Source organism: Aggregatilinea sp. (genome assembly GCF_036822615.1).
In the GTDB taxonomy this organism is placed as follows: Bacteria; Chloroflexota; Anaerolineae; order Aggregatilineales; family Aggregatilineaceae; genus Aggregatilinea.
In genome coordinates, this window is the sequence record NZ_DAISHJ010000021.1 from 1 (window position 1) to 12,711 (window position 12,711).

Consider the following 12,711-nt stretch of genomic DNA (forward strand, 5'->3'; position numbering starts at 1 on the left):
CGGTATGCACCAGCGCCCCGGCGGGCAGCGGCACCACGCGCGATCCGCGTGCGGCGTGGCGGGGCCGCCAGCTTACCGGGTTGGTGACGATAGCCCCCAGCTTTTTCAGGTCGATCAGGTCCGCGTAGGCCGAGCCGTCGAAGCCGACCGTTCCGGCGGCGGGCATGACCGGATTTTCGACCACGAGCGTGGTTTTACCGGGGCGGGTGAGTTCGATCATGACTCGCTCGTTTGCTCCGTGTGCTGTTCGGGCTGGTCGATCCGCACCGCGCCGCCGTCGATCAGCGCGCGGGCGAACCAGTCGTCGGGATGGCCGGGCGTTTCCGGCCACTGCCGCCGCACCGATTCGTGCAGGCGCACCGCGTCGCGCACGTCGGTCAGCTTGCGCCGCCGTTTGAACAGCGCGTGCTGCGTGTGGTGGCACAGGTACGCGGCGTGTTTTTGCTCGATCCACGGCATGATGTCCAGCGCGAGATGCGCGGGATCGCTGGCGTTCAGCAGGCGATCTTCGACGCTCGGGATAGCCGCCATGACGGTGTAGTGCAGCACGTCCGGCGTCAGCGCGTGCACGACGTGCGTCACGATGCGGTTGACCTGCTTGTGCGCCGGATGGCCGTATTCGCCGTCCGTGCCGTGCGACAGCACCACCGATACGCCCCTGTCGTGGATGACGTCCACGATCTGCTGCGCGACGGTCGCCTCGTCCGCGTCGAAGCCGAACAACTCGTCGTCCGGCCCCATGATCGGGTCGATGTAGCCCAGCAGCGTGACGCTCGTCAGGCCGAGCGCCTCCGCCGCGCACAGCAGCTCCGCTTTGCGCACCGTGGCGCGTGCGTCGGGCGTATCCGCTTCGGGCACGCCGCCCGATTCGCCGCCGCGCCCGTCCGTCACGCAGATCAGGTGCGTGGGGATGTTCCGTTCGTGCAGCAGGGCCAAAATGCCGCCCGCCATCACCGTTTCGTCGTCCGGGTGCGCGCCGACGAACAGCACGCCGCCCTGGGGCTGGTGGAAGTGAAGCTCGCTCATGAGAATCGCACGTCTTTCAGATCGAAGGCTGGCCCATCCACACATACCAACCGGTCGCCATCCTGGCAGGCCGTCATGCACGCGCCGCATGCGCCCGTGCCGCAGGCGAGCCGCTCGTAAAACAGCCCGCACGCGAAGTGCTCCGGGGCGCGATGCCGTAGCTGCGAGATGGCATGATGCAGCCGCCCGTACGATTCCGCCTGCAAAAACGGCGGCGCGAGCGCGATCACCTGATCGGCCCAGGTCAGCGTCTCGACCTGTTCCGGCCACGACCAGTCCGTATCGCCGCGCAGGATCTCGACCTCCGCCGGGAACTGTTCGAGCGGGTAGTCCAGCGCCTGCCCGCCGAGCACCAGCGTTACGGCGGCGCCGTTGCGCACGCATTCCCTGGCGATCCAGACCAGCGGCGTGGGCGTGGCATCCTCCGCGATCAGCAGCAGGTTCCTCGCGCCTGGGCGCAGCGGGACCGGCTTGCCGACCGGGGCCAGCAGGCTGATCACCTGGCCGGGCGCGTAATGGATCGCGGCGGGCAGCTCGACCGTCAGCCGCGCGCCCTGCGCATCGACCGGCAGCCACTGCTCGCGCAGGTAGGGCGTCCACGCGGGGTTTTCCTGCGGGATCGCCAGCACGGATTGGCCGGGCTGAAGCTGCGTCAGCGCCGGGTCCACCGACAGGTCGATGTGCTGCAGCGTCGTCGTGATGCGCCGCACTCGTTCGATGATGGCTTGTGTCTCTCGCATAGGGGAGAGCCTACATCTTTCCGCGCCGCTCTGCAAGCAACCTGTACGCGAGTTGAGGGCGGTGTTTTTGGGGCCGTCCGGTGTCGTGCTGGCGATCCCGCAGATTGGTTGCCATCGCCGCCCAGAACCCGGACTTTTTGACAAATATTTCCAGATCGGGTTTAGTTCACGTTATACTAATCCGTGGGAAAGGTGAAAAAATCATGATTTGTGAGAATCAATGGTAATGAGGCTTTTGCGCGCATGATTTCATTTACACGATCCTGGTAAGATCGGCGTTGATATGCGCCCTGTATTATAAAATTACAACTACAATGCCGTTCCGGCGAATGTGACCGTTAGTGGAGCAACAGTCATGAGCGCAGGCCGAATTCGCAGCTTCCTCGCAGCACGTTTACTCAACGTTTACGGCGACTATCCCCGGCAGTTTTGGGTGCTGATGGGCGCGGCGTTCATCGACATGGTGGGCAACACGCTGCTGCTGACCTTTTTTGCCCTGTTTCTGACCGACAAATTCGACATCAGCATGGCGCGGGCGGGCATCGTCTTCGCCATCTTCGCCGCGACGAACTTTGTGGGCGGCACGCTGGGCGGCGCGCTGGTAGACAGCCTGGGCCGCAAGCCGGTCGTCCTGTTCGGGCTGGTCGCCAGCGCACTGGGCAATCTGGCGGTGGTGCTGGCGGGCAGCTTCACGCTGGTCTGCGGCTTCGCGGCGATATTGGGCATCGCGGACAGCATCGCCACGCCCGCGTGGCAGTCGATGAAGGCGGATATCCTGCCGCCGGAAAAACGCTCCGAGGGCTTCGGACTCAGTCGCGTGATGTTCAATCTGGCGCTGGTGGTCGGCCCGGCGCTGGGCGGGCTGCTGGCGGGCGTCTCGTTCGTGCTGGTGTTTGCCGTGGACGCCGTCGCCAGCGTGATCACGGCGGTGCTGCTGTTCATCTTCATCCCCGAAACCAAGCCCGACCGGTCCGAAGACGCGCCCCAGCAAAAGCCGGACTCGCTGCTGCGGACCTTTCGCGGGTACGGGCAGGTGCTCAGCGACCGGACCTTTTTCGTGTTCGTGCTGATCGCCACGGCGGTGTCGCTGGTGTACTTCCAGATGAACACCACCCTGTCGGTGTACCTGCGCGACGAGCACGGCATCGCGCTGGAAAAGTTCGGCCTGCTGATCAGCCTGAACGCGGTGCTGATCGTGTTTCTTCAGCTGCCTGTGACGCGCAAGATCCGGCAGCGCGGCCTGCCCTCGATGCTGGTGCTGTCGGTAGGCACGTTGCTGTATGCGCTCGGCTTCAGCATGTTCGGCTACACGCAGACGTACGCGCTGTTCGCGCTGGCGATGGTCGTCATCACGGCGGGCGAGATCCTGTCCGTGCCGGTCGGGCAGGCGATCGCGGCGCGGCTGGCCCCCGATCACATGCGCGGGCGCTATCTGGCCGTGTATTCGCTGAACCTGATGATCGCGTCCGGCCTGGGGCCGTGGCTGGCCGGGCAGGTGATCAACACGCTCGGCTTCGAGTGGGTGTGGTATATCGCGGGCTTTATCGGGGTGGGCGCGGCACTGGCCTACTTCGCGATGCACTTGATGGTCGATGTTCCGGAAACCGCCCCGCGACCCGTCGAGCGCGCCCCGGAGCGCGTGGCCGAAACGGGGCGGTGAGCGCATGGACGCGTGCCCACTCTGCGCGCCGGATCTCGGCCCGATTCTGCTCACCAGCGCGTACTGGCAGATGGTGCTCAACCGCAATCAGAACCTGCTCGGCAAGGGCTTCCTGGCGCTGCGCCGCCACATCGAGCGTGTGCCCGACCTGACGCCGGACGAGTGGCAGGATCTGCACGCGCAGATCGCGCACATGACGGCTCGGCTAGAGGCCGCTTTCCAGCCCGACCACTTCAACTACGTGTTTCTGCAAAACCAGGAACGCCACGTGCACCTGCACGTCATCCCGCGTTACGCGGCGGCGCGCAGCTTTGAGGGCGTGACGTTCACCGATCCCGGATACCCCGGCCATTACGTGACCGGACCGGGCAGCGAGCATCTGCTTTCCGCCGCGCTACTGGATCGGCTGGCGATGACACTGCGGGAGATGACGTAGGGGCGTATAGCTATACGCCCCTACAAAAAACGGCGCGCGTGTAAGGGCACTTCATGAATTGCCCCGACTAGGGCGTACCAGGAATGCTTCGGCTTTTACAACTCTATGAAGCGTAATAGTCGTAGAATGCGGCTTTAAACTTTCCGCGTAGTTCCGTTTGTGTAGGATCTCTGAGACTTTGTGCATATTCAGCAAAGTGTTCTCGTAGCCGACGCACAAACAAGTGTGGGTTAATCTTTAGTTGACCTTCCTCTGAATCGTAATCAAGCGGCTTGGGTTCATTACCACTTATATAAAGGTTGTTTCCACGAACGCCTTGATGATAAAGCCCGTTACGTAGTGCAAAGAGAAGCTTAACTGTTTGCTTATTACTTTCATGCTCTGGAAAGACATCGATTACGCCCTGCTTAAAGAGTTCAAAGGTGTCGTCTGCTTCGGAGTGACGAAAAAACTTGAATAGGCCGATGATTTCAAAGTAATTCATCACAATTTGTAAAACTGCCCAGCCTGCATCTGGAATCTGATGGGTTATGAAGCTGTGGTGAGGTGCAGTAATACATTGTCTTCCTTCATTATCTTGCCAACCATTGATACACCTATCAGCAATCTGTAAATGCCATCCATCCACTCGTGCAAGAAAAACGTCTATCTTGAAATCTAGAGGCCAGGATTCGGGCGTGGGAAAATCCTTAAAAACGACGTGGTAAGGTGATATTGCAAGTCCCATCGAAATATCTCCTTATGATTTCCTGTACACGCCTACCAAATGCTCCGCCATGCGGCGCGGCGTGATGCGCGCCAGCGCCGCGTTGAGCCGGAAGATCAGCGGGTGGAACGCGAAGTAGGTCGGGTCCTCGATGGCGCGGAAGTCCAGCGTCGCCAATCCCGCCGCGCGCGCCAGCGCCTCGATCTGCCGCCGGGTGTTGGCGCGATACGTGACCGGGAAGGCGTCCGTTTCTGCGCGCCCGTAGAGCAGCGGCACCAGTCGCGCTTGCAGCGGGTGCAGCGCCCGGTTGAGCACCGCCGCCGGACTCCACGCGCCGGGCGTGATGAACACGAACGCGCCGCCGGGCCGCAGCACACGCGCGACTTCCGCGAAGGTGCGCGCCGGGTCGGGCAGGTGTTCGAGCACCCAACTGCTCAGGACCAGATCGACGCTTTCCGCCGGGAGTGGGATCGCCTCGGACGTGCCCGCCGCGCGCGGCAGATCGGGTAGGCGGTGCTCCGCCAGCGAGCGCCAGTCGGGGTCCAGCCCGAAAGGGCGATCCACCGCCGCGCCAAGCTGTTCCAGCACGCCGCCGCGCCCGCAGCCTACGTCGAGCACGCGCATACCGGGCCGCAGGTGTGCGCGGATCAATGCTTCGTACTGGTCGGTGGCGGGCAGCCAGCCAGGGTGCATTCGCGCGTATAACGCGCGGTAGTCGTTTTGGCGGTCGAGGGAGAGCGGCATCGGTCGGCTACCCCACTGCGACCCGGCTGCCGTCGGGCGTTTTGGTCACGGTGATCTGCACCGGGAAGGCGTCGCGCAGATCGTCGATGTGCGTGATCACCAGCAGCAGATCGAAGTGGTCCTGCACGGCGGTGATCGCCTCTACCAGCCGCTGCCGCCCGTTTTCGTCCTGCGTGCCGAAGCCCTCGTCCAGGAACAGCGTGCGAAGCTGCGCCCCGGCGCGGCGGGCCAGCATCTGGCTGAGCGCCACGCGCAGCGCGAAGTTGACGCGGAACGCCTCGCCGCCAGAGTAAAGTTCGTAACTGCGCGTGCCGAGTTCGTCGCTGATCAAAATGTCGAGCGTTTCCGCCGTGCCGCCGGTCTTTTTCTCGCGCTGCGTATCCAGCCGCACGTTCATGCGCCCGCCGGACATGCGCATCAGCAGGTGGTTCGCGGATTCCTCCAACTCCGGGATGGCCGCTTCGATGATCATGGCCGGGACGCCGTTTTTGCCGAACGCCGAGCGCAGATCCTCGTAGATGCTCTTGCGCTCCAGCAGGTCGTGCTGGCGCTGCACGAGTTCCTCTTTGCGCCTGCGCGCCGCGTCGAGCGCCGCCAGCGCCTGCTGCGCGCGGATGCGCCCCTCTTCGGCGCGTTTTTCCGCCGTGCGCAGCCGCCGGACCTCGTCCTCACGCCGCCGCGCCTCCTCGACCAGTTCCGCCAGCGCGTCGATCTCGGTCTGGGCGTCGGCAGCTTCCTTTTCTTCCTCGGCCAACGCCGCTTCCCACCGCTCGCGCCGGGCGGCGGTGTTCTCCAGCGCCGTTTGCAGATCGGGGACCTGCTTCAATGCGGCTTCGAGGTCGCGCTGGCGGCGCTCGTAATCGTGATAGGTGCTCAGCGTTTCACGCGCGGCGCTGTGCGCGTCGGAGTCGTAGCCCAGCCCGTCGATTTCCGCCTGGATCGCGTCGCGCTGTGACTGAAGCTCGCGTGCGTAGTCGCCCGCTTCCAGCATCGCCTCGACCGCTTCCAATGCCGCGCTTTCGGACTGGATCGTGTCGTTCGCGTTGCGCGCCGCTTCGACGTTCTGGCCGAGCGTCGCCACGCGGTCGCGCAGGGGCTGGAGCCGCCGCAGTTCCACGTCGATGGCCTCGATCTCGGCGCGGTGGGCCTTGATCGTCTCGGTGATTTCGGTCATGCGGGCTTGATTGGCGCGGTGCGTGTCGCCGCGCTGCGTGCCATCCGCCTGCAATTCGACCAGCAGCGCGGCTTTCTGCTCCTCGCTGAGCGGCTGGCCGCAGGTGGGGCAGACCGCCTGCGCACCCTGCACGTCCGCGATGCGCGCCTTGATGGCCTGCATCTCGTCGTACAGCGTGCGGTTGACCGCCTTACGCTCGGCCATCTCTTCGTTGAAACTGCTGATCGCCTCGCGCAGGTCGTCGCGCCGGGATTCGTCCGATTCGAGCTGCGTGACCTCGCCCTGCACGTCGCTGAGGTCGGCCTGATACGTCTCGATCTCCCCCGCGATTCGTCCCGCACTGCCGATGCGGTCCGAGTGCACTTTGGCCTGCGCTTCGAGTTCCGCGCGGGCCGCCTGGATGCGTGCGTTGACGTCGGTCAGCCGGTCCTTGATCGCGCTCATAGCCTGGAGCTTTTCGCCCAGGGCCTGATCCGCGTGGCGCGCGGCCTGAAGCTGCGCGTAGCCCTGCTCGATGGAGTCGCGGTCCTCGATCAGCGCGCGCAGCGCCCCAAGCTGGTCCAGCGTGCGCTGCTGCTCGGCCTCGATCTCCGCCAGGTCGCGCTTGCGTTCCTTGATGTGGTGCTGGGCCTGAGCCAGCCGGGCCTGCGCGGCGTTCATCTGCTCCTGCGCCCCGGCGACCTCGGCGTAATGGGCCTCGGCCTGCTCGCGCAGGGCGGCAGCCTCGGCCACATCCGCCTGCGCTACGTCGAGCGCGCGCAGCAGAGCGGGTTCTTCCGCTTCCTGTACGGCGATCTCGTCCAGCCGCAGGTTGATCACGCCGACCTCGTGCTCGATCTGGCGCAGGGCGTTTTTGGCGCGCTCTTCGTAGTCGGCCCACTGCTCGAGGCCCAGGATCTTCGAGAGGATCGCTTTGCGCTCGCCGGGCGGCTTGAGGGTGAACGAATCCGCCTTGCCCTGCTGCAAGAAGGCCGAGTCTACGAACGTGTCGTAACTCAGCCGCAGCAGATCGACGATGCGCGCGTCCGTCTCGCGGATCGACGGTGAGCTGATCAACTGGAACTGGTTGTTTGCGGCGTCCCACACGAACAGGTCGAGCGTGCTGCGGCCCTGCTTGCTGGTTTTGCCCTTCTGGCGCTTGCGCACGACGCGGTACAGACTCTCGCCCTGGATGAAGTCGAGCTGGACCATCATCTCGGACTGGCCCTGGTGGATCAGGTCGTCGTCGCTGCGCGTGCGGGCTTTGCCCCACAGCGCCCACGTGATCGCGTCCAGCAGGGACGATTTGCCCGCGCCGTTGGGGCCGCTGAGGCAGGCGAGGTGCACGCCGTCGAACACGATGGGGTCGGGCTGGCGGTAGGCCAGGAAGTTGCGCATTTCGAGTCGGGTGGGCAGCATTCGGGATCGCTCTTTCACGTCCGCCGCCGGGCGCGGCAGCGGACCGGGCTGACTAGCACTTCCGTTCGCATGGGCAAGTATAGCGCATTCGCGGGGAATGGTGGGAAGATGTGGGGAAAATACAGCGGGGCGGACCTAGATCCACCCTGAGGTTTAGTTTAGTCTGTTCAACAGCTTGTCCACAGCTGGCTTTACTATCGCTTCATACTGCGCTGCCTCTTCGGACGAAATGCGCGGCAGGTATCCAATGTCCTTCAGATGGTCGATCATTGGCCATAGCGCATCTGGAGCAAGCCGCGTTTTCCAGGGTCCAAGTCTTGCTGGATGGTAGCTGGTCAAGTACATGAATGAGGGAAACTCATACAGGCCATGTTTCCCATTACTACTCATCATAAGCCGCTTGCTAGGACCAAAGGCTCTGTGAAGCTGTGCCATCACTGGATGATTGGCATCAATCGCCCAATTTCCTTGTGTGATCACCAACGTTGGCTCAAGGATCTCGATTTCCTTGACCAAGTAAGGGAAGCAATTACGGCGCATGATGGGCGTATCGGGCAAATCCGAATGGTTTTCCGAGTTTGGATCTTTTTGGAACGCGCATCGTAATCCATTGCCGAGCGCGTAGCTCGCATATAAGTACTGGGATTGCACCTCGAAGATGCGTTGGAGAGTGAGCAGTGTACCCTTGATGTGAGGGTTCAGGGTCGTCCTTTGGGTTGCTTGCAAACATTGTTTGCAGCGGATGGAGAAGTTTGCAGGTATACCATAGGGATGAAGTTCGGGTTTACCGTAGCGACGACTTTCGGGAGTATACCCATCTTCCTTGCCAATGATAAAGATACGGATCGGCGTGCCGTTATACGACACATCATATAACGGCATTAGCCCAAGTGTCCCGCCCTTAAACAAGTTCTTCGCGCCCCGCTGCGAGTGCTCGCACACTGCATAGTGCTGGCACGCGAAATTATCCGCATTTAGCCCTGCCTGCTGGTAATGTTTCACCAGTGCTTGATAGCGCCGCCGCGTTTTTGGGACATCAAAGAGCCATCCACTCATGGGTTCCTACCTCTCAGCGAATCTCAATGTTACTAAAATAGTTTACAGTGATATGTTCTATCACGCTATTTCGTTGAAAATAGCTCTCTGCCGCGCCTACGCTGCTAAAATCCAAACAGCGTGAACGTACCTAAACGCAGGGGGACTCGATGAGCAATAACCCGATCAATCTGGCGCTGCGGTTTATTCTTGAGCTGGCCGGACTCGTGGCGATGGCCTATTGGGGCTGGACCACACACGACGGCGCGTGGCAGTGGATTACCGCGATCGGGCTGCCGGTGATCGCGGCGGCGCTGTGGGGCACGTTCCGCATCCCGAACGATCCGAAGCCCGATCCGCCCGTCGTCGTGCCGGGACCGGTGCGGCTGCTGCTAGAAGCGGTCTATTTCGCTGCGGCGGTGATCCTGCTGTCCGACGCGGGGAAGGATCAGACCGCGCTGATCCTGGGTGTCGTGATCGTGCTGCACTACATCGTCTCGTACGACCGGGTGATCCGCATGCTGCGCAACCAGCCGTTTTAAACGCAGCGGCCCCGCCTGCGCATCCATGCAGACGGGGCCGTGTTTCTCAGGCGACGGGCGGAACAAACCCCGCCTCTACGAAGACATTCAGCGCCGGATTTGTGCTTGTGCCTTTGCTAACCGCTAACCGCTAGCGGCTATTCGCTGCTTTCGAACACCCACTTGGTCGTGTCGTCGGGGAACTTCGTCCAGCCGAACGCCACGCGCGGCGTGAGCTGCCAGACCGGCGTGCCGTGCCGCATGTTGTACTTCGCCTCGTACGCGTCGTCGATGCGCGTGAGCAGGTCGGGATCGGCGTTTTCCTCGGTCAGCTTGGTCACCGTGCCCTCGACGATCACCACTTCGTCGCCGCTTTCCAGGTGCAGCACTACCTCGGGCCGCGCCGCGAGATTGCGCGCCCAGCGCGTCTGCGGACCGCCGCCGAAATACTGCACGCCATCGACCAGCACACCCCACACAGGCCGCGCGTGCGGACGCCCGTCCGGCAGCGTGGTCGAGACCCAATAGTTGCGCGCGGGCGCGAGCCGTTCGGTCGCGTAGGACCACGGCAGCACGCCGTCCATCGTCTTGGGGATGCCGTAATCGTCGAGAATGAAGGGGCGGGTGACGGTCGGAGCCGGAATGTTCGGTGCAGACATACAGCTTCCTCCTGATGATCCAGCGGGAAGTTTCAGTATAACGCTCTATTCCTGACATCCGGTGTCATATTTATGGGGGTGAGTGCAATCAATCGCCGCCGTCGAAGATCTCCCGCGCGTGGTCGAGCAGCACGTCGATCCGGTCCTGCGGGAGATCCTTGGTCAGCAGGTAGCGTTCCAAAAGCTGCTCCGGCGTCATGCCTTCCGGCGCGGCGCCAAGCCGCATCCGCGAGGGGCGCTCGACGTCGCGCTGGATCGCCGCGACGTGATTTACACCCGCGTCGTAGAGCGCCTGCTGGATCGGGCGATCTTGCAGCAGCAGCTCCGCCTCGGGATCGGCTTTGACGATGACGCGCACGATCGCGTCGCGCAGGTCGTGCCGCGCGATGTCGTCCAGCACGGCCCCGGTCGGATCGCCCTTGCCCTTGACGTCCACGCGCAGCGTGATGAACGGGCGGCAGTCGACTTCCACGAATTTGTACGATGTCGCGCCGCGCGCCAGCTCGACCCACAGGAAACCCTTCGGATCGCGCTCCTCGCCAAAGTCGATGCGTTCCAGGCTGCCGCTGTAGATGACGGGCGGGGCGTCGGTGCGGCCCAGCGTCAGGTTCTGGTGCTTGTGGATGTGCCCCAGCGCGACGTAATCCCACGCGGGATCGGCCACGGTGCTCAGCAGCACCTGCACGTCGCGGCCCAGCATCACGCTGCGCTCGCTGCCCCATACTGCCCCGGTCACGGTGAAGTGGCCGGTCAGCACGCGCGGCATGTCCGCGTCCGCCGCGACGCTGGCGAGCGCCTGAAGCTTCAGGTCAAGCTGCTGTTCCATCAGGCCGTCGATTTCCCCGATGGTGCTGTTGTGCGGGATCTCCGCGTCGCGCAGCAGCGTGCCGCGCAGCGGATAGGGGGCCGTGCCGACCAGCACCGGGCCGCGCTTCGTCTCGACGGTATACGTGCGGTATTCGCGCCCCAGGATCGTGTTGGGCACGTTGAGCGTCTCGTAGATCTCGATGCTCGACGCGCGCTTGTCGATCGTCGGCAGGTCGTGGTTGCCGACCAGCATCACGACCGGGCACTGCTTCGCCAGATCCTGAATGCGCCACGCGAATTCGCGCTGAAAGGTCGGCGTGGGGTTGCGCGACTTGAACGCATCCCCGGCGAAGATCACCAGATCCGCGTCGTGCTGCACCGCGTAGTCCACCATCTCGTCCATGCGCCGCAGAAAATCGACCACGCGCGAGCTGAGGCCCGTGCTGGGATCGGTGCGCCCGTAGTTTTCCATGCCGACGTGCACGTCGGCAAAGTGCAGCATTCGGATTGGGTCGGTCATGCGCTCACACCTCACCCCGGCCCCTCTCCAAGTTGATTGGGGAGGGGAGAAAAACGACAATAGGGACGTCACGTGTGGGCAATTCAATGCGGTTTAACAAAATAATCCGGTTATGGTAGAAACCTCACCCCCGACCCCTCTCCAATCCGATTGGAGAGGGGAGACGAGCAGTGCCCAACGGGGGTTTGTAGGGGCGGGTTTCAAACCCGCCCTGGCTTTCTGCGCATCCGAATTTAAACGTTAAAAAACGTTGAATCGCCCCTGCCAGATACCTCGGTCATTCTTCTTGAACGGTCACTCGTCCATCGCTTGCCGGATCGCGTCGAGCGTCGCGGCGTGCAGCGTGCCGTTGGTCACCAGCACACCCCGGTTGCGCGCGAAGGTCGTCCCGGCGGTGAAATCGAGCGGCTGGCCCAACAGATCGGTCACCTGGCCGCCCGCTTCGGTCACGATGGCGTATCCCGCCGCGTGATCCCACAGCTTTTCCTGATAGGACGGATCGGGGACCATGCGCAGGTAAATATCGCCCATCCCGTTGGCGATCATGGCATGTTTGTCCTGGCTATCGAGCCGTTTGATTGGCGCGTCCGGCCCGCGACCCAGCGCGGCCTCAGTGCGCCGGATGCGGTCGATGTCGGTATGCTTGCCCTCGAAGCTGGCGAGCACGATCGCGCGCTGCGGATCGTTGGCGGCGGAGACGTGGATCAGCTCGCGCTCGCCGCCATAAAGCGCTTCCTGATATGCGCCGCCGCCGCGTACCGCGTAGGTCAGCAGACCCAGATCCTCCGGCGGATCGGCCTCGTCGCTGTAGAAGCCCGGACTCGCCAGCACGCCAAGCACCGGCTCCCCCGCGATCAGCAGGCCGATCGCCACACAGTAGTGGCGCTGGGCCACGAAGCCCTTCGTGCCGTCGATAGGATCGACCACCCACAGCCGTTCCGCCTCGTGCTTGCGGCCAAAGTCAAGATAGGCGCTGATATCCTCCGCGAACACGTAACCGCCGAGCGCGTCTTCGACGTAGCGCGCCACAAGCTGGCGCTGCGGATCGCTCAGCAGCAGCTCGTATTCCTCGCTGTGCTCCTCGGCCAGCACCGCGTCGTCTTCAAAATTATTCGCCAGCGCGCTCAGGATCAGCGCCTGCGAGGCGTAGTCCGCGATGGTGACCGGTTCGTGGCCCGACTTTTCCGTGACGATCAGCTCGTCCTGGATGTTCTGGCAGATGGAGGCCGCCATGCGGGCGATAGTCTTTGCAGTTTCAAGCTCGTGTGTCAGGTCCACGGGGTTC

At 63.2% G+C, this 12,711-nt stretch carries 12 protein-coding genes and 1 pseudogene; 3 read left to right on the plus strand and 10 right to left on the minus strand.

Features of this window, described 5'->3' with window-relative positions:
• From V7116_RS08910 to V7116_RS08920, 3 genes and pseudogenes are all read right to left on the minus strand, one after another.
• A pseudogene (locus tag V7116_RS08910) lies at positions 1–220 on the minus strand (hypothetical protein); the annotation flags it as partial.
• Entirely contained in the window at positions 217–1,026 is an 810-nt protein-coding gene (locus V7116_RS08915; protein ID WP_324391558.1) for a PIG-L deacetylase family protein, read from the minus strand. The gene V7116_RS08915 and the pseudogene V7116_RS08910, both read right to left, overlap by 4 nt.
• A complete protein-coding gene (locus V7116_RS08920) occupies positions 1,023–1,766 on the minus strand; it encodes an iron-sulfur cluster-binding protein (protein ID WP_324391559.1) in 744 nt (247 codons plus the stop codon). The genes V7116_RS08915 and V7116_RS08920 overlap by 4 nt, the downstream gene beginning before the upstream one ends.
• 355 nt (positions 1,767–2,121) lie before the next feature.
• Here V7116_RS08920 and V7116_RS08925 point away from each other — a divergent pair, with 355 nt between their 5' ends.
• Together V7116_RS08925 and V7116_RS08930 are read left to right on the plus strand one after the other, a co-directional pair.
• Entirely contained in the window at positions 2,122–3,426 is a 1,305-nt protein-coding gene (locus tag V7116_RS08925) for an MDR family MFS transporter (protein WP_324391560.1), read from the plus strand.
• Positions 3,427–3,430: 4 nt separating this feature from the next.
• A complete protein-coding gene (locus V7116_RS08930) occupies positions 3,431–3,862 on the plus strand; it encodes an HIT family protein (RefSeq protein ID WP_324391561.1) in 432 nt (143 codons plus the stop codon).
• Between the two features lie 103 nt (positions 3,863–3,965).
• Here V7116_RS08930 and V7116_RS08935 read toward each other — a convergent pair whose 3' ends face one another.
• From V7116_RS08935 to V7116_RS08950, 4 genes are all read right to left on the minus strand, one after another.
• Entirely contained in the window at positions 3,966–4,589 is a 624-nt protein-coding gene (locus tag V7116_RS08935; RefSeq protein ID WP_324391562.1) for a hypothetical protein, read from the minus strand.
• Positions 4,590–4,601: 12 nt separating this feature from the next.
• Positions 4,602–5,312, minus strand: coding sequence for a class I SAM-dependent methyltransferase (locus tag V7116_RS08940; protein ID WP_324391563.1), 711 nt, complete (start codon positions 5,310–5,312; stop codon positions 4,602–4,604).
• 7 nt (positions 5,313–5,319) lie between these two features.
• Positions 5,320–7,884, minus strand: coding sequence for an SMC family ATPase (locus tag V7116_RS08945; protein ID WP_324391564.1), 2,565 nt, complete (start codon positions 7,882–7,884; stop codon positions 5,320–5,322).
• Between the two features lie 153 nt (positions 7,885–8,037).
• A complete protein-coding gene (locus V7116_RS08950; RefSeq protein WP_324391565.1) occupies positions 8,038–8,940 on the minus strand; it encodes a uracil-DNA glycosylase family protein in 903 nt (300 codons plus the stop codon).
• Positions 8,941–9,089: 149 nt separating this feature from the next.
• On the opposite strand from V7116_RS08950, the gene V7116_RS08955 reads away from it, so the two are divergent.
• Positions 9,090–9,461 (plus strand): YrdB family protein, encoded by a 372-nt coding sequence (locus V7116_RS08955; protein WP_324391566.1) that lies wholly within the window; start codon positions 9,090–9,092, stop codon positions 9,459–9,461.
• Between the two features lie 137 nt (positions 9,462–9,598).
• Here V7116_RS08955 and V7116_RS08960 read toward each other — a convergent pair whose 3' ends face one another.
• The 3 genes from V7116_RS08960 to V7116_RS08970 form a co-directional block, all read right to left on the minus strand.
• Positions 9,599–10,099: a pyridoxamine 5'-phosphate oxidase family protein gene (locus V7116_RS08960; RefSeq protein WP_324391567.1), complete on the minus strand. Its 501-nt coding sequence runs from the start codon at positions 10,097–10,099 to the stop codon at positions 9,599–9,601.
• Between the two features lie 88 nt (positions 10,100–10,187).
• Positions 10,188–11,426 carry a metallophosphoesterase family protein gene (locus V7116_RS08965; RefSeq protein WP_324391568.1) on the minus strand — a complete coding sequence of 413 codons (1,239 nt, stop codon included), beginning with the start codon at positions 11,424–11,426 and terminating at the stop codon, positions 10,188–10,190.
• 294 nt (positions 11,427–11,720) lie between these two features.
• Positions 11,721–12,704, minus strand: a complete 984-nt coding sequence (locus V7116_RS08970) for an inositol monophosphatase family protein (protein WP_324391569.1) — start codon at positions 12,702–12,704, stop codon at positions 11,721–11,723.
• Between the last annotated feature and the right edge of the window lie 7 nt (positions 12,705–12,711).